This window comes from Yinghuangia sp. YIM S10712 (assembly GCF_051388935.1).
Taxonomy (GTDB): Bacteria; Actinomycetota; Actinomycetes; order Streptomycetales; family Streptomycetaceae; genus Yinghuangia.
On sequence record NZ_JBPKBI010000023.1, the window covers coordinates 1 to 21,258 of the forward strand.

17 protein-coding genes are annotated in these 21,258 nt (G+C 71.5%); 10 read left to right on the top strand and 7 right to left on the bottom strand.

Translation table 11 applies throughout. The features are described from left to right. The coding region (locus ACRX5W_RS29400) for an SDR family oxidoreductase (RefSeq protein ID WP_436791398.1) at positions 1-220 on the top strand (220 nt) is incomplete at its 5' end. Positions 221-321: 101 nt separating this feature from the next. Here the strand turns inward: ACRX5W_RS29400 and ACRX5W_RS29405 are convergent. Further along, the gene (locus ACRX5W_RS29405) at positions 322-1,581 is read right to left on the bottom strand and encodes a glycoside hydrolase family 1 protein (RefSeq protein ID WP_436791399.1); all 1,260 of its coding nucleotides are present in this window, start codon (positions 1,579-1,581) and stop codon (positions 322-324) included. Between the two features lie 447 nt (positions 1,582-2,028). Between ACRX5W_RS29405 and ACRX5W_RS29410 the strand changes: the two genes are divergently transcribed. Then, complete coding sequence (locus ACRX5W_RS29410) at positions 2,029-3,627, top strand: ABC transporter substrate-binding protein (protein WP_436791400.1); 1,599 nt, start codon at positions 2,029-2,031, stop codon at positions 3,625-3,627. Positions 3,628-3,831: 204 nt separating this feature from the next. Next, positions 3,832-5,661 (top strand): ABC transporter ATP-binding protein, encoded by a 1,830-nt coding sequence (locus tag ACRX5W_RS29415; RefSeq protein ID WP_436791401.1) that lies wholly within the window; start codon positions 3,832-3,834, stop codon positions 5,659-5,661. 27 nt (positions 5,662-5,688) lie between these two features. Here the strand turns inward: ACRX5W_RS29415 and ACRX5W_RS29420 are convergent, their stop codons facing one another. Further along, entirely contained in the window at positions 5,689-7,320 is a 1,632-nt protein-coding gene (locus ACRX5W_RS29420) for a serine/threonine-protein kinase (RefSeq protein WP_436791402.1), read from the bottom strand. Positions 7,321-8,155: 835 nt separating this feature from the next. Between ACRX5W_RS29420 and ssuE the strand changes: the two genes are divergently transcribed. After that, the gene (gene ssuE, locus ACRX5W_RS29425) at positions 8,156-8,707 is read left to right on the top strand and encodes an NADPH-dependent FMN reductase (RefSeq protein WP_436791403.1); all 552 of its coding nucleotides are present in this window, start codon (positions 8,156-8,158) and stop codon (positions 8,705-8,707) included. Positions 8,708-8,880: 173 nt separating this feature from the next. On the opposite strand, the gene ACRX5W_RS29430 is transcribed toward ssuE, so the two are convergent. Beyond that, on the bottom strand, positions 8,881-10,101 hold the full coding sequence (locus ACRX5W_RS29430; protein WP_436791404.1) for an FAD-dependent monooxygenase: 1,221 nt from the start codon (positions 10,099-10,101) through the stop codon (positions 8,881-8,883). 595 nt (positions 10,102-10,696) lie between these two features. Between ACRX5W_RS29430 and ACRX5W_RS29435 the strand changes: the two genes are divergently transcribed. Then, on the top strand, positions 10,697-11,914 hold the full coding sequence (locus ACRX5W_RS29435; RefSeq protein ID WP_436791405.1) for a CaiB/BaiF CoA transferase family protein: 1,218 nt from the start codon (positions 10,697-10,699) through the stop codon (positions 11,912-11,914). Between the two features lie 117 nt (positions 11,915-12,031). Further along, complete coding sequence (locus ACRX5W_RS29440) at positions 12,032-12,859, top strand: SDR family oxidoreductase (RefSeq protein ID WP_436791406.1); 828 nt, start codon at positions 12,032-12,034, stop codon at positions 12,857-12,859. A 139-nt stretch (positions 12,860-12,998) separates the two neighbouring features. On the opposite strand, the gene ACRX5W_RS29445 is transcribed toward ACRX5W_RS29440, so the two are convergent. Beyond that, positions 12,999-14,009 (bottom strand): DUF2889 domain-containing protein, encoded by a 1,011-nt coding sequence (locus tag ACRX5W_RS29445; RefSeq protein ID WP_436791407.1) that lies wholly within the window; start codon positions 14,007-14,009, stop codon positions 12,999-13,001. A 213-nt stretch (positions 14,010-14,222) separates the two neighbouring features. On the opposite strand from ACRX5W_RS29445, the gene ACRX5W_RS29450 reads away from it, so the two are divergent. Next, positions 14,223-15,095, top strand: coding sequence for an alpha/beta hydrolase (locus tag ACRX5W_RS29450; RefSeq protein WP_436791408.1), 873 nt, complete (start codon positions 14,223-14,225; stop codon positions 15,093-15,095). Positions 15,096-15,208: 113 nt separating this feature from the next. On the opposite strand, the gene ACRX5W_RS29455 is transcribed toward ACRX5W_RS29450, so the two are convergent. Further along, positions 15,209-16,378, bottom strand: a complete 1,170-nt coding sequence (locus tag ACRX5W_RS29455) for an acyl-CoA dehydrogenase family protein (protein ID WP_436791409.1) — start codon at positions 16,376-16,378, stop codon at positions 15,209-15,211. 98 nt (positions 16,379-16,476) lie between these two features. Here ACRX5W_RS29455 and ACRX5W_RS29460 point away from each other — a divergent pair, with 98 nt between their 5' ends. Then, complete coding sequence (locus ACRX5W_RS29460) at positions 16,477-17,616, top strand: CaiB/BaiF CoA transferase family protein (RefSeq protein WP_436791410.1); 1,140 nt, start codon at positions 16,477-16,479, stop codon at positions 17,614-17,616. 59 nt (positions 17,617-17,675) lie between these two features. On the opposite strand, the gene ACRX5W_RS29465 is transcribed toward ACRX5W_RS29460, so the two are convergent. Together ACRX5W_RS29465 and ACRX5W_RS29470 are read right to left on the bottom strand one after the other, a co-directional pair. Further along, the gene (locus ACRX5W_RS29465; protein ID WP_436791411.1) at positions 17,676-18,248 is read right to left on the bottom strand and encodes a TetR/AcrR family transcriptional regulator; all 573 of its coding nucleotides are present in this window, start codon (positions 18,246-18,248) and stop codon (positions 17,676-17,678) included. Between the two features lie 68 nt (positions 18,249-18,316). Further along, complete coding sequence (locus tag ACRX5W_RS29470; protein WP_436791412.1) at positions 18,317-18,895, bottom strand: helix-turn-helix domain-containing protein; 579 nt, start codon at positions 18,893-18,895, stop codon at positions 18,317-18,319. Positions 18,896-19,027: 132 nt separating this feature from the next. Between ACRX5W_RS29470 and ACRX5W_RS29475 the strand changes: the two genes are divergently transcribed. Both ACRX5W_RS29475 and ACRX5W_RS29480 read left to right on the top strand, forming a co-directional pair. Next, positions 19,028-19,684 carry an SAM-dependent methyltransferase gene (locus ACRX5W_RS29475; protein WP_436791413.1) on the top strand — a complete coding sequence of 219 codons (657 nt, stop codon included), beginning with the start codon at positions 19,028-19,030 and terminating at the stop codon, positions 19,682-19,684. Positions 19,685-19,952: 268 nt separating this feature from the next. Beyond that, on the top strand, positions 19,953-21,230 hold the full coding sequence (locus ACRX5W_RS29480) for a cytochrome P450 (RefSeq protein ID WP_436791414.1): 1,278 nt from the start codon (positions 19,953-19,955) through the stop codon (positions 21,228-21,230). The last annotated feature ends 28 nt before the right edge of the window (positions 21,231-21,258 follow it).

The following is a 21,258-nucleotide window of genomic DNA, read 5'->3' on the forward strand; positions in this document are numbered from 1 at the left end:
CATCCGGATCAACGCGATCTGCCCCGGCATGACCTGGACCGGCCTGGCCACCGACGACCCGAACGCCGAACCGACCGACTCCATCATGAAGGCCCAGCCCATGAACCGCTGGGGCCGCGCCGAGGAGCTTGCCGCGGCGATGCTCTTCCTCGCCAGCGACGAGTCGTCGTTCATCACCGGCGTGGGGCTCCCGGTCGACGGCGGCTACGTCGTTCCCTGACGGCCGCGGGACCGGCGTGACAACGCGGGGCGCCGGGGGACGACAGGGCAGTGCCCGTCATCTCCTCGGCGCCCGTTGCCGCGTCGTGGTGATTCGCGGCCTCAGCCGAGCGCGTTGCGCCGCGCAATCGCGCCCAGGTAGCGGGCGCTGTCCTTCGGGGTACGGCGCTGCGTCGCGCGGTCGACGGCGATCAGGCCGAACTTCGGCTTGAACCCGTGCATCCACTCGAAGTTGTCCAGCGTCGTCCAGTGCAGGTAGCCGCGTACGTCCACACCGTCCGCGAGGCAGCGTTCCACACCGTCCAACGCGAGGCGGATGAACTCCACACGGCGCGCGTCGTCGTCGGTCGCGATCCCGTTCTCCGTCACCATCATCGGCAGCCCCGCCGACGCCGCGCGACGCAGGACGTTGCCGAGCGCCTCGGGGTAGAACTCGTAGCCCATCTGCGTCACTTCGGCGCCCTCGGGGAGCGGCGCCACGCCGTCCGCGCCGACCCGGATGCGTGAGTAGTTCTGCACGCCGACGAAGTCGTCCCCGGCCATCGCGGGCAGGAAGTCCTCGAACAGTTCGGCCCACACCGCGTCGGCCGCCTTCTCGCCGCCGGGGAGCGCCTGGACGTCCTGCAACGCCAGCGTGATGCCGACCTTGCTGTTCGGGCTGACTTCCCGGATCGCCTCGCGCGCCGCCACGTGGGCGCGCGTGATGACGTCGAACGCCTCGTCGGTGAACGCGGACAGGAAGATGGTCTGGCCGCCGGACACCTTCTCGTCGGCCCGTGCCGCGGGGGCTTCGACCGGCCCGTCTCCCAGGCCGACCGGCGCCTGTTCGACCGGCGCGCGCCGTCCCTCGCCGCCGCCCGCGATGATGCGCCGGATCACGCGGCCGATATTGGCCTCGTTGATCGTGCACACGTACGGGATCAGATCGCCGAGCTCGGTCATCACCGTCCGGCAGTACGCGGCGAACCGCTCGGGAGTCCCGGCGTACTCCCAACTGCCAAGCTTCATCAGCCAGTTCGGGCTGGAGAAGTGGTGCAGCGTGACCACCGGGACCACGCCCGCCGCGTGGCAGGCCTCCAGCACGTCGCGGTAGTGCGCGATGGCGGCGGCCGAGTGGAAACCGTCCTCCGGCTCGACCCGCGCCCACTCGATCGTGAACCGGAAGCTGTTCAGGCCCAGTTCGGCCATGAGCGCGATGTCCTGCCGGAACAACCGATAGTGGTCGCAGGCGTCCCCGCTGGGCTCGGCGAACCGCGAGTTCGCCACGTGCTCAAGTGCCCAGAAGTCGCTGGCGAGGTTGTTGCCCTCGATCTGGTGGGCGGCCGTGGCCGAACCCCAAAGGAAACCGTCGGGGAAGGACATGGGTGGTGCACACTCCTTTGCGGTGGCCGAGCAAGCGGGCCGAAACCGTCGCGCGAAGCTGGGCGGTCCGGCACCGGTGCATGGTCGCCGCCGGTCGGCGCCGGCGGCCAGCGGTTGCCGTGTGTTGCAGCCGGGACGCGGGAGGAGCCCACGCATCCGCCGGACCACCGGCGGCCCCTGCAACATGTGGCAACACATTGCCGCGGCACGGTCCGATGGCTGAGATGTGCGCAGCACAGCTTCGACAGCAGTCGGCTGCGTCCGTCACGGGGGTGTGGGGGGCGGAAAATCCGGGACAAAACCGGGTGAAATGAGCCGTTCCTTGGCCGATTTCCTCCAGGGCCCGGCAAAGCCCCTGCGCGGGCACCGGCGGCGTCACCGAACCACCGCGGCACCGGAAACCGTGCCGCGCCGGCCCGCCGACCCATGAATGAGGTTTGCCACCCCATGCGGACTCGCTCCGTCGCTCGTCTCGGTCTCCGCAGAGGCCTCGCCGCGGTTCTCGCCGCCTTGCTCGTCACCGTCACCGCGTGCTCGGACCCCGGCGGCGAGGCCGCCCCTGTCGCCACCGGAGCGGGCGCCGCGGGCGCGCTCACCGTCGCGCTGCCGCAGGAGGCGGCGAGCATGGACCCGTTGGCCACGAACACCTACGGAGCGGCCGACGGAAACCGGCTCGCCGCGGTCTACGACATGCTGGTGTGGTCCGATCCGGCCACCGGGACGGTGACGCCGCAGATCGCCGAAAGCCTCACCCCGGCCGAGGGCGGCCAGGTGTGGACGCTGCGGCTGCGCCCCGGCATACGGTTCACCGACGGCACGCCCTACGACGCCGAGGCCGTGCGGTTCAACTGGGAGCGCCACCGGGATCCCACGAACCGCTCGCTGCAACTCGCCGCCACAGCCGACATCTCGGCGCTGCGCGTGCTCGACCCGCTCACGCTCCAGGTGCGGCTGGCCCGCCCCAACAGCAACTTCGACCGGAGCGTCGCACGGCACCTCGGCTTCATCGTCTCGCCCGCCGCGATCCGCAAGGACCCCGTCGGCATCGGCCGCGAACCGGTCGGAGCCGGGCCGTACATCCTTTCCGAATGGACCGCCGGACGCCAGGTCTTCGTCCGCAACCCGAACTACTGGCAGGCCGCCGACGGCCTTCCGCGCCACGAGACGCTGACCCTGGTCGTCGACGCCGACCCCGCGCACGTCACCGACGAGGTCGCCGGCGGCCGGCTCGACGCCTCGGTGCTCTTCCGCGCCGACGCCCGCTCCCACGCCGCACAGCGCAAGCTCCAGGTCGAGCAGATCCGCCTGGACGGCGGCTCGATGCTGATCTTCAACACCGCGGCGTCCCCCTTCAACGACCCGGAGACACGCAAGGCCGCCGCTCTCGCGCTGAGTTCCGCACAGGTGGACGAGCGCTTCTTCGGCGGCGAGGGCCTGCCGGCGCGGGGCGTCTTCTCCGGCAGCTCGCCCGTGGCCAACCCCCAGCTCGCCATGACGGAGAACCAACCCGACCAGGCCCGCGCCCTGTTCGCACGCGCCACCGCCGGCGGCACGAAGCCGCTGCGCTTCGTGGTCGTCGTCCCGCAGGCGCCCCTGATGGTCGCGATCGGCGAGTACATCCGCGACACCCTGAGCGCCTACCCGGGTGTGGAGATGCAGGTGCAGATCGCCGACGCCGAGGACTTCATCACGACGGTCCGCAAAGACGACTGGGGTTGGAGCGCCGCACTGGGCCAGCAGTGGTTCAGCGATCCCGAGCCGGGCCTGTACAACTTCTTCCACTCCACCAGCAAGTCCAACTTGAGCGGCTACCACAACCCCACCGTCGACAAGGCGCTCGCCGACGCCCGCACCGCCGACGCCCCCGCCGTCCGCCGCGACGCGTATACGAGGGTCCAACTGGAGGTCAACCGGGATATCCCGGTCTGGGTCTTCCAGGAATCCATCGCCGTGGCCGCCTCCGCGCCCGACCTCGGCCGGGTGCGCCTGTGCAACGACGGCATCGTCCAGTGGGACCGCCTCGGCGGGCAGGGGAGACAGAACTGACGGCCGACCGCGCGCACGCGGTCGCCTCGACCCTTGGGGTGTCGCGTCCGCGACGAAGGCCGGCAAGTGGCTTCGGGGCGAGTCGCCCGCGCCAATGTGAAGCATAAAATCACGCCATCACAACGGTTTTTATTCGATCGCCGCTTTCGTCTCCATACGGCAGCATTGCCTCACCGCTGCCCGCACCGCCCGTGAGGGGGACGAATGTCCGCGTCCGCACCCGGGGAAGCCGAACCGGGGGAACCCGAACCGAATTCGCCGGAACGCAAAACCGCACTCTTATCCGCGCTGCGCCTTTACGGCCGGGAACTCTCCCGCAGCCGGCGCGTTTCGACACCCGCGCTGTTGCTGCCCGCGCTGGGGAACGTCTGTCTCTTCTACATCGCGCCGCTGGTCGTCGCCAGACTGGTCGGCCACCTCGCCGACGGCGGCACCTCGGTGCTGCCGTACGTGCTCGCCTTCGCCGCCACCGGCCTGCTCGCGGAAACGCTGTGGCGCATCGGCATCCACTGCCTCAACCGCACCGAAGCCCGCGGTATCGAGAACCTGTACGTCTTCGGCATGGACGAGTTGCTGGCCAAAGACGCGGCCTTCTTCCACGACAACTTCGCCGGCTCGCTCACCAAACGCGTGCTCAGCTTCGCCTCACGCTACGAGGAGTTCGTCGACGCGCTCGCATTCTCCGTGGTCGCCAGAATTGTCCCGCTGGGTTTCGCGTGCGTCGTGCTCTGGCTGTACGACCCGCTCTTGGTCGTCGCCCTCCTCGGCCTGCTGACGGCCACCGCCGTGGTCATCGCGCCGCTGATCCGGCGTCGCCAACTCCTCGTCGACGAACGGGAAGCCGCCGTCGCGCGGGTGTCCGGGCACGTCGCCGACAGCCTGACGAACATGGAGACCGTGCGGGCGTTCGCCGCCGAGGGACACGAGGCGGCCGAGCACCAGGCGCGGGTGGCCGAGAACCGCAGGCTCGCCCTGCGGTCATGGGACTACTCGAACCTGCGCATCGACACCATCGTGGCCCCGCTGTCCGTACTCGCCACCGCGCTCGGTCTGTGGCTCGCCGTCACCGTGCGCGGTGGGCTCGGTGTGGAGGCGACCGTCGTGGCGTTCACCTACTACACCAACGCCACCCGCATCATGTTCGAATTCAACCAGATCTACCGGCGGTTGGAGAGCTCACTGACCGAGGCCGCCCAGTTCACCGAGCTGTTGTTCACACCGCCCACGGTGGTCGACCCGCCGGAGCCCGAACCGCTGCGCGGGGCCTCGGCCGACGTCCGGTTCTGCGACGTGACGTTCGGGTACGCGGGTGCGCAGCAGCTGTTCGACAAGCTGGACCTGCACGTGCCCAGCGGTGCGAAGGTCGGCCTGGTCGGCCGCTCCGGTGGCGGCAAGAGCACACTGACCCGGCTGCTGCTGCGTTTCATGGACGTGCGCGAAGGGCGGATCCTGGTCGGGGGCCAGGACATCACCCGGCTGCGCCAGGCCGATCTGCGCAGCCTGATCGCCTACGTGCCGCAGGACCCGGCCATGTTCCACCGGAGCCTGCGGGAGAACATCGCGTTCGCCCGTCCGGGCGCAACCCACGAGGAGATCGTCCGCGCGGCCCGCGCCGCGCACGTTCTGGAGTTCGCCGAGGCGCTGCCTGACGGGTTCGACACACTGGTCGGCGAACGCGGAGTGAAACTGTCGGGCGGACAACGCCAACGGGTGGCGCTGGCCCGCGCGATCCTGCGGGACGCGCCGGTCCTGCTGCTCGACGAGGCCACCAGCGCGCTGGACTCGGAGAGTGAAAGCCTCGTCCAGGAGGCGCTGTGGCGGCTGATGGAGGGCCGTACCGCGCTGTTGGTGGCACACCGTCTCAGCACGGTCGCGCGCATGGACCGGCTCGTCGTGCTCGACCAGGGCACGATCGTCGAACAGGGAACGCACGCCGAACTCCTCGCGTGCGAGGGGATGTACGCCAAACTGTGGCACCACCAGTCCGGCGGATTCCTGGACGAGACGGCGGACATCCCGAAAATGCGGGGCTGACAAGGCCGTTGCCCGATGCTGCGCCCGTCATGCCGATTTGGCCAGCCGGCCCGCAAGGCCTCCGGAGCCGGCGGAGTGCGAGGTGAAAAGGAGGGTTCCGTCCGACTGCGGCTGCAGGGTGTATTCGCCGCCTTCCGTGCAGAAGAAGTTTCGGGTGCTGCCGCTGCCGGGCACGTCCTGCAGGAGCAGCCCGTCCGGTGCGATGCCCAGCAGCTTGGATTCGCCCGTGCACTCCAGTCCGAGCGCTGTGGCCTTCATGTCCGCCACGACGGTTCCCGTGTCGCCGGGCCGAAGGGTGATGGTGATCTGCTGGCTGACCAGCCCGTCCGCCGTTGTGGTGGTGCCGGTCCAGGTTCCGACGTAGGAGTTCGGCAGAGCCCCCTTGCCGGTCGCGTTCAGCAGCGGAGGGGTGACGGGCCCGGTCCCGGTCGTCGCCTGCACGGTCGGGGTCGGTGTGCCCGAGGCGCTGATGTTGGCCTTGTCGCCTCTGTCGTTCCCGTCGTCGCCCCGGGTGACGAGGACCGCGATGATCACGGCGATGCCGGCCACGACGATCGCGGCGACGTACGGCAGGGCCGAGCGCCCGCGGTCGGGCGCCAGCACGGGCGGTGGAGCCGCCGGTTGCGTCGCAGGGACGACGTACGGAGGCGCGTCGGCCGCGGTCAGGTACGACGGCGGTGAGCCGAACGGCGGTGCGTCCCGGCCGAATCCGGACGCCGGGCCGAAGGGCGTCGGCGTCGGCGGCAACTGCTCCCCGGTCGGCTCGTCTTCGAGCTCCAGCAGGGCAACCGCGCGTCGGCTGACGGCGTTTGCGAGGTCGGGTGGAAGCCAGCCGGTGGTGATCAGCGCGTCGGCGTCGCCGTCCGGCGCCACCGTACGCAGCACGTCCGACGGAGCGGGGCGCTCCGCCGGGTTCTTGGCCAGGCATGCGGCGACGATGGGCCGGAACTCCTCGGGGACCGCTTCGAGCCGGGGTTCCTGCGCGAGGATGCGGAAAATCAGCGCCTGCGAATTCCCCTCGCCGAACGGCCCGTTGCCGGTCGCGGCGAACGTCAGCACCGCGCCGAGCGCGAACACGTCCGCGGCCGGGCCGATGTCCGCGCCCTCGATCTGCTCGGGCGCCATGAACCCCGGTGACCCGACGGTCAGCCCGGTGCGTGTCAGCACGCTCGCGTCAACCGCACGCGAGATGCCGAAATCGATGACGCGCGGCCCGTCCGGCGACAGCATCACATTCGACGGCTTCAGGTCGCGGTGCACGACGCCCTTGTCGTGGACCGCGGTCAGTGCCTCGGCCAGCCCGGCGGCAAGAGCGCGCAGCGAGGAGGACGGCAGCGGGCCGCGGTCGGCGACGGCCTCTCCCAGAGACAGGCCCGGCACGTAGCCCGTGACCAGCCACGGTTGTTCGGCCTCGGTGTCGGCATCGAGCACCGGAGCGGTCCACGAACCGCCCACCCGCCGCGCGGACGCGACCTCACGCCGGAACCGGTCGCGGAACCCCGGGTCGTCGGCGAGGCCGGGCAGGATCACCTTGACCGCGACGATCCGTCCGGTACGGCTGCGCCCCACGTACACGCGCCCCATGCCGCCCGCGCCGAGTACCCGCAAAATGCGGTACGTCCCGACGGTCCGCGGGTCGTCCGGCCCGAGCGCCCTCATGTCGTCACCACGGCCCCGAGGATAGGGCGAACGCCACGGCCTCGGGTTCGGGATTCCCCTCGCTTGCGGTCCCGCACGCGCGGGCCGGCGCCGGTCCCGACGCGGCTTCGACGGCTGCGGCGGGGCTTCGAGTGGCGAGGTCGGCCGGACGCCGGGGGCGAGGCTTCGTGGAAGCGGAACCCGCCGCGGTCGATGCGGCGGCGCGGCACCGGGCGCAGGTCGCACCCACCGAACCGGCGGTGCGAACGCCTTCGCCACACTGTCCACGTTGACCAACCGCGGCGCTTGCCGTAGTTTCCGAAGCGATTCATGACCGAACGGACATTGAATATGCCGTAATTCGCGCGTATTTCGTGAATCTGTGACAAGTGACGGCACATCAGCCGAAAGGCCGGAAAAGCCGGAAAGGACGGGGAGGCGCCATGTCGCACGAGACCCGCCTGTGCGGCCGGCTTTACCTCGACCTCGGCCGGGTCTTCAGCGCCGCGTGTTGTGGCGGCGCGACCGCCTGAGGCCGCGGCGGATGCGACGCACGGCCGGCGCGAGACCGGGCCAAGGCCGCGCCCCGGTCTCGGGCGTCCGACCGCATGCGACCGACGAGTGCAGACACCCGGCCCGTCCGTGGTCGGGCGGAACCCGCTCGCGCGTCCGCCACCGGCCCGGTCCATGCCCTTGCCGTCGGGCCCGCAGCGCCGCGAGACCCGCGCACGGCGGTATTGCGCGGCAGCCATCCGCGACCGCGTTCCGCCCGCGCGAGGTGCCTGCCGTCCCGCCGCGGCAGCCCCATAGTCGTCACCAGTCCTGTCCGCATCATCACCACCCTCGGAGCATCGCCTTGTCTTCCGTGCTCACGGTGTGGGGCTCGCCCTCAGCCGTCTCCCGTACCGGCATCGTCGCCGCCCACATGTCCGACCGCCTCGAAGCCGCCGGACACCAGGTCGACCGCCTGGCCGTCCGCGACCTGCCCGCGCAGGCGCTGCTGCACGCCGACTTCGCCGATCCGGCGATCCGCGCCGCGCTCGACCGCGTGGAGAAGGCCGACGCGCTGGTCGTCGCCAGCCCCGTGTACAAAGCCGCCTACAGCGGCATACTCAAGGCCTTCCTCGACGTTCTGCCGCAGTTCGCACTGCGCGGCAAGGCGGTCCTGCCGGTGCTCACCGGCGGTACCCCGGCACACGTCCTCGCCCTCGACTACGCGCTGCGCCCGGTGCTCACCTCGCTCGGGGCGACGCACGTGTCCCAGGGGTGGTTCGTCCACGATCAGTACATCCACCCCGCCGACGGGGACGGCCCCGACCGCGTCGACCCGCAGGGCACGGCGTTCCTCGACGAGCTGGTGGACGCATTCGCGGACGGCCTGGACGGCGCCCGGGGGATTCCCGCGTAACGCCCGCCCGCACCTTCACCCGGCGGCCGGCCTCGACGGCGCCGGGCACCACCCGGGTGACCGGCGCCGCGGGCGGGAGCGAGCCGGGACGCATCGCCCTCCCGCGATCGGCTGCCCCGGAGGTCGGGGCAGCCGCTTCGTCGCCGGGCGTCGCCGTGTGAGCGCGCGTCCGATCAGGAGGCCAGGCGCGGGGAGTTCAGGCTGAAGCCGCCGAATCCTCCCGACTTCTCGACGAGTTCGGCCCACCAGGTGCGCAGGGCGCCGTCGTCCATGTCGGACCAGTCAGGGACCTGCTCGACCTGGGCGAGGCCGAGGCGGCGGCCGAGGTCGACCATGGCGTGGCCGACGTCGCGGCGTTCCTTGTCGTAGCGGTGCAGGGCCTCGTCCCAGGTCGAGCTCTCGCGCAGCGCGGCTTCCAGGGCGGTCGCGTCCTGGAGCGCTTTCACCGCCCCGGCGCCGGTGTGCGGGCGCGCGACCGTGGCGGCGTCGCCGAGGAGGGCGAGACGGCCCGAGGTGTACTGCGGTGAGACGAGGTCGTAGATGGGCTGGACGTAGATGCCGTCGCCGCTGCGGCGGATGGTCTCGGCCCAGAGCGGGGGGAGACGGCGTTCGACCAGGTCGCCGAGGTGGCTGATCAGTTTGTCGGTCGTGCGGCCCGGAGGCAGGCTTGTCGGGGCATCCGGGGCGATCTCGGTGTCGGCGGGAGGAGCGCCGTACACCAGCCAGTTGACGGTGGTGCCGCCGTCCGCGGACGGTATCCGGTACAGAACGGCGTGGCCCTGCGGGAAGAGCAGGGTGACGGCCTCCGACGGGTCCCAGTCCAGGCCGTCGGGCAGGTCGGAGGCCGGCAGTGTGCCGCGCCACGCCACATACCTCGCGTAGGTGGGCCGGCTGTCCGGGAACAGCGCGGCGCGCACGGTCGAGCGGTAGCCGTCGCTGCCGATCACCAGGTCGAAGGACCGGGACGAGCCGTCCTGGAAGGTCACTTCCGCCGCGTTGCCCGTGTTCGCGGCCTCCTGGATGGTCGTGCCCGGGTGGTAGACCGCCCGGCCGGACACCCTCCGGCGCAGCTCCCGCCACAGCACGCTCCACGTGTATCCGCGGAAGGCGAAGTCCTGGACGCCGAGTTCGCGTCCGAGCGGGTCGTCGCCCTCGCGTACGACCCAGCGCCGCCGACGGAACCGGACGAACGGTATGTCGTCGTCGAGGTAGCCCGCGGCGGCAAGTTCCTCATACCGCGCCTGGTTGACGGCCAGCCCCATGCCCCACTCCTCCAAGCGGTTTCCCGACCGCTCGAAGACCTCCACCCGTTCGGCGCCGGCTTGCACAGCGGCCATTGCCGCCGCGCAGCCGCCGATGCTCCCGCCCACGATCGCCACCGAACCATCCCGCATGCCAACTCCTTTGGTACTGCGGTGAAATGCCAACCAGCAACCTATCGGTAGGGCGGCCCGCGACGAGCGCCAGCCGTCGGCTGAAGGCCACAACGCGCGTAAGTGTCACAGGAGTCGGGGCCGAGGCGGACGGGCGGTCCGGTGGTGGGTGGGGGTGGTGTCCGGGGGGTCTTGTTCCGCTCGGGCTCCGGCCGTGAGCCGGTGGCGCACGCGCGAGCGGGTTCCCCCGACCTCGGACGGGCCGGGCCGGGTGTTTCCACCCGTTGGTGCGTGCAGCCGCCGGACGTGCGCGCCCCCGGCGCGGACTCGCTGCGACTGCCTTGCGGTGTTTGCGAGTTGGAGCGGTCCGGCGCGAATTCGGCCGGGGCTTCGGGGACTCGCGGGCGTCGGTCCGAGACGGGGTTCGGACCGTTCGCGCCGAGCCGCGCCATCGCCGTTCCGCGGGCCGGGTCGTCCGCCGAGGCGGGGGCCTTGCCGACTCTGGACAGGGCGAAGCCGCGCGTCCTAGGTTCAAACGTCTGTTCAGCGAACCGTCGGGGGAGTCGTGGCTCGGGGCGGTCGCAGGGCGCCGAGCCGGAAAACGGGAGGACCGCACGTGACCGCAGTGATGCAAGGTGTCCGTATCCTCGAAGTTGCCGAGCACACGTTCGTACCCGCTTCGTCGGCCCTGCTGGCCGACTGGGGCGCCGATGTCGTCAAGATCGAGCACGTCGAGCGCGGTGACGCCATGCGTGCGCTCGCCTCCACCGGCATGGCCGTGGTGCCCGACAGCGTGCACGTCCTGCTCGAACACTCCAACCGCGGCAAGCGAAGCCTCGGCCTCGACCTCACGTCCGAAGAAGGCCTGGCCATCCTCTACAAGCTCGTGGCGCAGTCCGACGTCTTCCTCACCAACAAGCTGCCGAGCGTGCGGGCGAAGCTGAAGATCGACGTGGACACGATTCGCGCGCACAACCCCGACATCGTCTACGTCCGCGGAACCGGCCAGGGCGAGCGCGGGCCCGACGCCGACAAGGGATCGTACGACTCGCTCGCCTTCTGGTCGCGTGCGGGAGTCGCGGTGGGCCTGTCACGCCCCGAGTACGGGCACGTCGTCCCGCCGCCGGCCCCCGGCTTCGGCGACTCCATCGGTGCCATGACGATCGCCGGCGGGATCATGGGTGCGCTGTTCCACCGCGAGCGCACGGGCGAGGCCACCGTGGTCGACGTGTCGCTGCTCGGCACGGGCATGTGGGCGATGGGGCAGGCGCTGGGCCTGTCGCTGGTGCTGGACGTCCCGTGGCACCCGCGGCCCGCCGACGTCGTGCCGGCCAACCCACTGGTCGGCAACTATCGCACGAAGGACGGCCGTTGGCTGTCCTTCTCGTGCCTCCAGGCACTGCGGTACTGGGCGCCCATGTGCGCGGTGATCGACCGGCCGGACCTGGTGGACGACCCCCGCTTCGCCGACCACACGGCGCTGACCGCCAACAGCGGCGCCGCGATACAGATCCTCGGCGAGGCGTTCGGGGCGCGGACGCTCGCGGAGTGGCGCGTACGGCTTGAAGACTTCAGCGGCCAGTGGACCGTCGTCCAGGACACCATCGAGGCTGCGGCGGACCCCCAGACGGTCGCCAACGGCTATGTGCAAGACTGCGAAACCGCCGATGGAACGCCGTTCCAGCTGGCGGCGGCACCCGTGCAGTTCGACGAGAAACCGGCCGAGCCGAAGCGGGCGCCGGAGTTCAACGAGCACGGCGACGCGATCCTCGCCGAACTTGGGTTCGACTGGGATGCCGTGGTCGACCTCAAGGTCCGCGGCATCGTCGCCTGATCGGCACGGGCACCACCACGGGCACCACCGGGTACCACCGGGCACCACACCGAACACACAGCCACACCAAGCACCACCCCGGGCACCAAACCTGGCACAGCGAGGAGAAAAAGAAGAATGAGTCTGTTCGACGCGTTCCGGTTCGACGGCAAGCGGGTTCTCGTGGTCGGCGGTGCGACCGGCATGGGCGCGGCGGCTGCCGAGCTGGCCCAGAGCGCGGGCGCCGATGTCGTGGTCATGGACTTCGCCGAGGTCACCCTGCCGGGAGTCACGGGCATCCACGTCAACCTCGCCGACGCCGCCTCGATCGACGCGGCCGTCACCGAGTGCGGCGGCCGGGTGGACGTCCTGCTGTCGTGCGCGGGTGTCGCCGACGGGACGCCGGGCATCGAGAAGATCAACTTCATCGGCCACCGGTACCTCATCGACCGTCTGCTCGCCGAGGGCATGATGCCGCGCGGGTCCGCGATCGGGTTCATCTCCTCGGCCGCCGGCCTCGGCTGGGAGGCGAACCTGCCGAAGCTCCAGGAGTACCTGGCCATCACCGACTTCGACGCCGCCTCCAAGTGGGCGGTGGACAACGAGATGGCCAACTACATGCACAGCAAGCAGGCCGTGTGCGCGTACGTCGCGAGCCAGGCGATGCCGCTCCTCAAGCAGGGCATCCGCATCAACGCCATCTGCCCCGGCCCGACGGACACCCCGCTGGCCCAGTCCAACAAGGAGACCTGGCTCGGGTTCGGCACCGACTACCGTGCCGAGGTGGGCACGCAGCCGTCGACGCCGATGGAGCAGGCCTACCCCCTGCTGTTCCTGTGCAGCGACGCCGCGCGGGCGGTCAACGGCATCACGCTGCTCGCCGACGCCGGCTACTTCAGCTCCGGCATCAGCGGCTCCTTCCCCGCCGCGACCCCCATCGCCAAGTTCATGATGGGCCGCGCGTGACGATCGCGAAGACGCACTCCCCGGCAGGCCGCCGCAATCCGCACTAGCGGGGCCGCGGTCGGTCGGAGCAGGGCGGCGAGCGTCGGGGGCATGATCACGAAGGTGATCGTGCCCCCGACGTGTCTGCCGCGGCGGGCCGTCAGCCGAGCACCAGCGGCCCCAGCGCGACCACGTCGGCCAGCGAGCGGAGCTGGTCGTTGAGGTGTGTGCACGTCGACGTGCCCCGGAACTCGGCGCGGACCTCCGTGCGCACGTCCACCAGCGAGCGGCCGATCAGCCGCCGCGCACTCGCCACCGCTGCCGGGCACTCCAGCCACGGCAGGACGCGCGGCACCGCCTCGATGTCGACCACGCGCCACGTGCCGGGTTCGACGCGGGCGTGAACTTCGTACTCGTGCACGATCGTGGGCCTGCCCTCGGCGGAAATGTGCAGGTCGCGGAAGTGCTGGTCCACCGTCATCAGTCCGTCGGGGGCCGCGGCCACGTCGAGGCGCCGGGCCCGCCGCATGCCGTGGGGCGGCAGGTCGGGCAGGTCGTGCCAGGCGAGCGGATCCGTCTCGTCGGACAGCGGCGGGGACACCGGGCCGGTGGGGATCGGCGTGCGTCCGGTGTTGCCGATCTCCAGCATGATCGTGGCGTCGGAGGCCCAGCCCGCGCACTGGTCGGCCGGCGGCTTCCGGGCCACCCGGGGCGGTCTCACCCGGTCGTCGGCCGCACCGATCGCGTAACCCGACACCAGCGCGGCGCCCGGCACGTCGTCGAGCAGCAGGTACAGCAGCGAACGCGCGTCCCGCTCGGCCGGGGCGACCGCGTCCAACCGTGCTCGGAAGCCGGGCCCCGCCACGGCCCCGCGCAGCCCCTCCAGCTCGGGGAGCTCAGGGTCGGACGTCACGGCGTCGATGGTCCGGCCGGTGAGGTACGCGATCTCCATCGCGAAGCGGGCGGTCCCCGCCACCCGGCAGACGCCGTCCGCGCCCGTGACCAGATCCCGTCCGTGGCCCGTGAGCAACAGGCGCCCGCGCAGTCCGTCGGGCCGCACCGAGTCCAGTGCCGCGGTCCGGCGCACCGATCCGGGCAGGCGCGGCGGAGTCATCGGCAGGGGGTCGTGCGTACCGCGCCGGGGGTGCAGCGCGATGGAGTGCGTGGTCACTCGTACCTCCTCATGCGGCGGACGTCTCCGCCGAGCGGACGGGTGGAGCCGCGGCGCCCGGCCACGTCCGTGTCTGCGTGCGAAAGTCGAAGACGCCACCCCCAGATTCCCACCCGCGCCCGCACGGCCTCCGGCCGGGTGCGCGGCAGCGGCCGTGGCCGGTGCGGTGGGGGTGAGTCCAACGGCCTATTGTTGACCTGGTTCACTTGTGTGATGCACATTCTCTCCACGGAGAACATCATTCCCGCCGTGCACCCGCTGCCCGGCCCGGCCGGCGATGCGGCGACCGCCGAGGCGTCCGCCCTCTTCGTGCACGCCACGGGGTTCCACGGCAGGATCTGGGGGCCCTTGGCACGGCACCTGTCCGGTGTCGACGCGCACGGGATCGACCTGCGCGGGCACGGGGACACCGCGGCGCCCGAGGGCTACGAGTTCCCGTGGGCCGCGTTCGGCCAGGACGTTCTGACCGCCGTGGACGCGCTTCCGGAGAGGCCGCGCAAACCGATCGGCATCGGCCACTCACTCGGCGGAGCGTCGCTCCTGCTCGCCGAGGCCGCCCGCCCGGGGACGTTCGGGGCGCTGTGGCTGTACGAGCCGGCCGGCCTGCCGCCCGTCACCGACCCGACCGCGGAGCCCGGGGAGGCGCCGCCCGGCAGCGTGATGATCAACGCGACGCGCCGGCGCCGGGCCGTCTTCCCCGACCGTGCCGACGCGCTGAAGAACTACTCCTCCAAGCCGCCGATGAACGCGTTCGAGCCCGACGTGTTGGCGGCGTACGTCGAACACGGCTTCGCCGACGACGGCGGCCAGGTCCGTCTCAAGTGCCTGCCGGACAACGAGGCGCAGGTATACCTGTCGCTGGGCAACGCCAACGTGTACGACGTCATGCCGGACGTCAAATGCCCCGTCCTGATCGTGCGCGGCAGCGGCCCGGAGGCGGAGTGGCTGGAAGGGATCGAGGACCGCTTCCCCCAGGGCCAGGCCGAATACCACGCCGACCTCAGCCACTTCGGCCCCTTCACCCACTCCGAACGCCTCGCCGGCTCGATCTCCGCGTGGCTCCGGCAGACATCGGCGGCGGACTGACACACCGGCTTCGGGCCGCCGCCCGTCGCGGCGGCGTTCGCGGAGACGCGCAGAAAACCGGGTGGACACACCGGATTCGAGCCGGCGTCCGTCGCGGCGGCACCCGCCCCCGTCTACCGCACCCGGAGGGCTCCGCGCCCGTCCTTCCGCAGGGCACGGCCGATGATGAGCCGCTGGATCTGGTTCGTGCCCTCGAAGATCTGCATGACCTTGGCCTCGCGCATGTACCGCTCGACCGGGAAGTCGCGGGTGTAGCCGTAGCCGCCGAGGACCTGGACCGCGTCCGTGGTGACCTTCATGGCGTTGTCGGTCGCGACAAGTTTGGCGATGGACGCCTCGTAGGAGAAGGGCAGGCCTTCGTCCCCCAGGCGCGCGGCGGTGATCGTCGTGGCGTGGGAGACCTGGACGGCCGCGGCCATGTCGGCGAGCAGGAACGCCAGGCCCTGGTGCTCGATGATCGGCCGGCCGAAGGCCTCCCGCTCCTGCGCGTAGCGCACCGCGTGGTCGAGGGCGCCCTGCGCGAGGCCGGTCGCGACGGCCGCTATGCCGAGGCGTCCGCGGTCGAGTGCGGCGAAGGCGATCTTCAGGCCGTCGCCTTCCTCGCCGATCCGGCGCTCGGCGGGGATGCGGACGTTCTCCAGGCGCATGGTCGCGGTGGCCGACCCGGTGAGGCCCATCTTGCGCTCGGGCGGGTCGGCGATCAGCCCGGGGGTGTCGGCCGGGACGAGGAAGCACGAGATCGCGTGGGAGCGCTCGTCGGACGTGCGGGCCATGACCGTGTAGAAGTCCGCGTGCCCGCCGTGTGTCGTCCAGGCCTTGGCGCCGTTGAGCACGTAGTCGTCGCCGTCCCGGACCGCCCGCGTCCGCATCGCCGCCGGGTCGGAGCCGGCGTGCGCCTCGGACAGGCAGTACGCGCCGAGGAGTTCAGCGCCGAGCATGTCCGGGAGCCACGCGTTCTTCTGCTCGTCGGTGCCGAACGCGGCCAGCGGGAAGCACGACAGCGCGTGCACGGAGACCCCGACGCCGACGCTCGACCACACGGCGGCGATCTCCTCCAGGACCTGGAGGTAGACCTCGTACGGCTGGCCGCCCCCGCCGTATTCCTCGGGGTAGGGCAGGCTGAGCAGGCCCGCGCGGCCGAGCGTGCGGAAGACGTCGCGCGGGAAGCGCTCCTCGGCTTCCGCCTCGGTGACGCGGGGCGCGAGCTCCTTTTCGGCGAGCTTGCGGGTCAGCCCGATCAGGTCGACGGCTTCGGGCGTGGGGAGCGTTCGGGTGGCAGGCATGAGGCTTCCTCGCTGCTGACACTGATACCGGCGGGGCGGTGTCGCGGACGCCGATACTGTGATTGATACGAGAGTATCGTTGCAAGTATTCTTCGGCCATGTCTACCCATGACGGATCCGCCGGCCCCCTCGCCGGCCTGCGCGTCCTCGAACTCGCGGGGCTCGGCCCGGCTCCCCACGCGGCGATGGTGCTGGCCGACCTCGGCGCCGAGGTCGTGCGCGTCGAGCGGCCCGCCGGCCGGGCGCTCCAGTTCGGCCCGCCGGGCGCGACCGACGCCGTCCTGCGCGGGCGACGCTCCGTCTTCGCGGACCTCAAGCAACCCGAGGGCCGCGCGCTCGTGCTCGCCCTCGCCGCCCGCGCCGACGTGCTGATCGAGGGCCTGCGCCCCGGCGTCGCCGAACGCCTCGGCGTCGGCCCCGACGACTGCGCCAAGGAGAACCCGGGGCTCATCTACGCCCGCATCACCGGCTGGGGCCAGGACGGCCCGATGGCCCAGGACGTCGGCCACGACCTCAACTACATCGGCCTCACCGGCGCACTGCACGCGATGGGCCGCGAGGACGGCCCGCCGCCTGTGCCGCTCAACCTGGTCGGCGACTTCGGCGGCGGGTCGATGCTGCTGGTCGTCGGGGTTCTGGCGGCGCTGTGGGAGCGCTCGCGCTCGGGTGCCGGGCAGGTCGTCGACGCCGCGATGGTCGACGGCACCGCCCTTCTCGGCCAGATGACGCTCGCGCTGCGCGGTATGGGCGCGTGGTCGGACGAACGCGGCGCGAACCTCCTCGACGGGGCCGCGCCCTACTACGACACCTACACGTGCGCCGACGGCAAGTTCGTCGCGGTCGGCGCGCTGGAGCCGCACTTCTACGCGGCCCTGCTCGACGGCCTGGGCCTGGATCCCGCCGGGCTGCCCGCCCAGGACGACCGCTCCGGGTGGCCGGCGCTGCGGGCGCGGTTCACCGAACTGTTCGCCTCGCGCACCCGCGACGAGTGGGCCGCGCACTTCGCCGGGACCGACGCGTGCGTGACGCCCGTGCTCACCTTCGCCGAGGCGGGCGCCCACCCGCACATCGCGGCCCGGGGCACCCTGGTTGAGGTCGACGGCGTGCTCCAGGCCGCCCCCGCGCCGAGGTTCTCGCGTACGCCGCCGGCACCGCCGTCGGTCCCGGGGGAACCGGGCGCGGACACCGAGGCGGTGCTGCGGGACTGGGACGTGGACCTCCCGGGAGGCGCGGCCTAGGCGTTCGGCGCCGTCACATCAAGGCCACATCGACGGCCGCGTGCAGGGTCACGTCGCCGTCACATCGACACCGCGTGCACGATGAGGGAGGCCAGCTCGGCGTACGCCTCCGCGTCCGTCAGGCCCGTGCGCTTGGCGATCTCGCCGCGCTGGATCTCCTGCATCGTCGCGGCGGCGACCTCGCTCACGAACGCGGCGTGCACCTCGCGGAACGCACCGGCGTCGACGCCTTCCGCGATCAACTGCCGGATCCGGTCGGCGGCGAAGTACGTGTTCGCCTTGTACACCTCGCGAGCCGGCTCGAAGTGCGCCATGTCGTCGAGGAACTGCCGGGACAGAGGCCTCAGTTGCTCGGCGACCGCGTCCAGGTACGCCACCACGCGGTCGGCCGGCGCGGACGTGTCCGCCACCCGCTTCTCGACGGCCGCCGCCGCCTCCCGGAAGTAGTGCTTGACCGCCTCGCGGACCAACTCCTGCTTGCTGCCCGCGAGTTGGTAGAGCGTGGTCTTGGAGCACGACAGTCGTTCGGTGAGCTCGTCGAGGGTGAACGACGCAAAACCCTCGGCCGCGAACAAGGCGACCAGCCGCTTCAGCACGTCGGTCTGGCGGGCGGTACGACGGGAGGACGGCATGCGCTCAGCGTAGCCACAGCTCAGGGGCCATTCCACGCGCGTACGCAGCTGGGCCGGTCCGGTGAGGCTCACCCGGTCGACCCGGGGCGCGCCCGCAGGTGTGCGCGTTCGCCCTGCGGGCCGAAGATGACCAGGATCTCCACCGGCCGACTGTCGGCGGGGCCGAGCCAGTGCGGGACGTGGGTGTCGAACTCGGCGACCTCGCCGGGGGTCAGCACGAGCGTTCGGTCGCCGAGCACCAGGCGCAGGCGGCCGTTGAGGACGTACAGCCACTCGTAGCCTTCGTGGGTCTGCGGCTCGGGCTCGCGGCCGCTGGGCTGGATGACCATCTTGTGGGCGAGCGGGCCGCCCGTGCGGCGGGTCAGCGGGATGTGGGTGACCGGGCCGTGTGTGATCGGGCGCAGGTGAACGCGCGGATCGCCGGTGTGCGGGGCGCCGACCAGCTCGTCCAACGGGACGCCGTATGCGCGGGCGAGCGGCAGCAGCAGCTCCAGATTGGGCTTGCGTCCGCCGCTCTCCAGCCGGGAGAGCGTGCTCTCGGAGATGCCGGTGCGCTCGGACAGAGTGGCCAGGGTGATGCCGCGGGTGCGCCGCAGCTCCCGCAGTCGCGGGCCGACGGCGGCCAGTACGTCGCTGAGCTCGTCCATGCCCGCCACCTTGCCGAACCGGCAACGTAACTTGCAAGTTCGGCGGGTGCCGTCGCACTCTCCTGGTCTGCCGGACCGCGGCGCCCGGGACGCATGCGCCGCAAGACCTCGCGACGGGAAAGGAACCCGCCCATGACCAGCCACGACTACAACCACCTCGTCGCCACCGCCGGATCCCCGACCGAGTTCTGGGAGAAGCTGTACGGCGGACAGGAGCGGCTGTGGAGCGGTGCCCCCAATCCGCTGCTCGTCGAGACCGCCGACGCGCTGACCCCCGGCCGGGCCCTCGACCTCGGTTGCGGCGAAGGCGGCGACGCGGTGTGGCTGGCCCGGCGCGGCTGGCAAGTCACCGCGGTCGACATCGCCGCCCCGGCGCTTGAGCGCACGGCGAGCCACGCGGCCGAAGCCGGTGTCGCGGACCGTGTCGCCACCGAGCAGCACGATCTCGCCGTGACTTTTCCGGCGGGGGTGTTCGACCTGGTCTCCGCGCAGTACTTCCAGTCGCCGTTCGGCCTCCCGCGCGCCGAGGTCCTGCGCAAGGCCGCCCGGGGGCTTGCCCCCGGGGGGCTGCTGCTGGTCGTCGAGCACGGCCCGGTGGACACCGGGGAACCGCACGCGCACGCCGGCGCCCACTTCGCCGGTCCCGAGGAGATCCACGGCGAACTCGCGCTCGACCCCGCCGAGTGGTCCGCCGTACGCCTTGACCAGCCTCGACGCCAAGCCACCCGGCCGAACGGGGAGACCTGGACCCTCACCGATACCGTGGTCGTGGTCCGCCGGGCGGGGTGAGCGGAGCGGTCGAACCGCGGCAATTCCGGTGCCGTCCCGCGCACGAGGGCGGTCACCTGTGTGAAAACGGTGTTCTCAAAATCGAATACAGTGTTTCTCGAACGCGAAGAGCGCAGTAGCGTAAGAGCTCACCGAAGCACGGCGATACGCTCACCAGCCGCAGGCGTGCCCGGACCTCCAACGAGCGGCCCCGCCCGCCCGCGCGCGCGGGCACCGGGCCGGTCCGCGACGAGGCCGGGCACACCCGGCCAGGTCGGGAAGGACCGGTATGACCGACGTCGATTCCGTCGACTTCTTCACGGACAACGAGCTCTTGCGGGACCCGTACCCTTATTTTGCGGCGCTGCGGGGCGAGTGCCCGCTGCGCCGGGAGAAGCACCACGACGTGATGATGGTGACGGGCTACGAGGAAGCCGTCGCCATCTACAACGACACCGAGCGGTTCTCGTCGTGCAACTCCGTCACCGGCCCCTTCCCGGGGTTCCCCGTCCCCCTCGAAGGGGACGACGTCTCGGACCTGATCGCCGAGCATCGCGACAAGCTTCCGCTGAGCGACCAGCTCCCGACGTTCGATCCGCCGACGCATACCGCGCACCGGGCGTTGCTGTCGCGGATGATCACGCCGAAGCGCCTCGCGGAGAACGAGGAGTTCATGTGGCGGCTCGCCGACCGCCAGTACGACGAGGTGCTGCGTGACGGCCGCGTCGAGTTCAACGGGGAGTTCGCGCAGGCGTTCGCGATGCTCGTGATCGCCGACCTGCTCGGCGTGCCGGAGGAGGACCACGACGAGTTCCGCCACGCGCTGCTCACCGGGACGATGATCGGCAGCAGCGACGGCGACTCGATGTCGCACTCGCCGCTCGAATACCTGTACGGCAAGTTCAGCGAGTACATCTCCGACCGCCGTGCGAACCCGCGCGGCGACGTGCTGAGCGGCATCGCCGCCGCCACCTTCCCCGACGGCACCGTGCCGGAGGTCATCGACGCCGTGCGCGTCGCGGCCAACCTGTTCGCCGCCGGGCAGGAGACGACCGTCCGCCTGCTCAGCAGCGCGGTCATGATGCTCGCCGAGGACGCCGAGCTCCAGGCCCGGGTGCGCGCCGACCGCGACCTGATCCCCGGTCTGGTCGAGGAGACGCTGCGCTACGAGAGCCCGGTGCGCGGCGACTTCCGGATGGCCAAGGTCCCGGTCACGGTCGGCGGCGTGGACCTCCCGGCCGGCACCACCGTGATGCTGGTCAACGCGGCGCTGAACCGCGACCCGCGCAAGTTCCCCGAGCCCGACACGTTCGACATCGAGCGCAAGAACGCCCGCGCACATGTCGCCTTCGGTCGCGGCGTGCACGCCTGCCCGGGTGCCCCCCTCGCCCGCGCCGAGGCGGTCGTCAGCATCAACCGCCTGCTCGACCGCACCGCGGACATCCAGATCGACGAGGAGAAGCACGGCCCGGCGGGGAACCGCGATTACCGGTACATCCCGACGTTCATACTGCGCGGGCTCACCCGGCTGTACATCACCTACACCCCGGCGGAGAACGCCGGATAGTGGCGGCCGGTCGCGCGGCGTAGCGGCG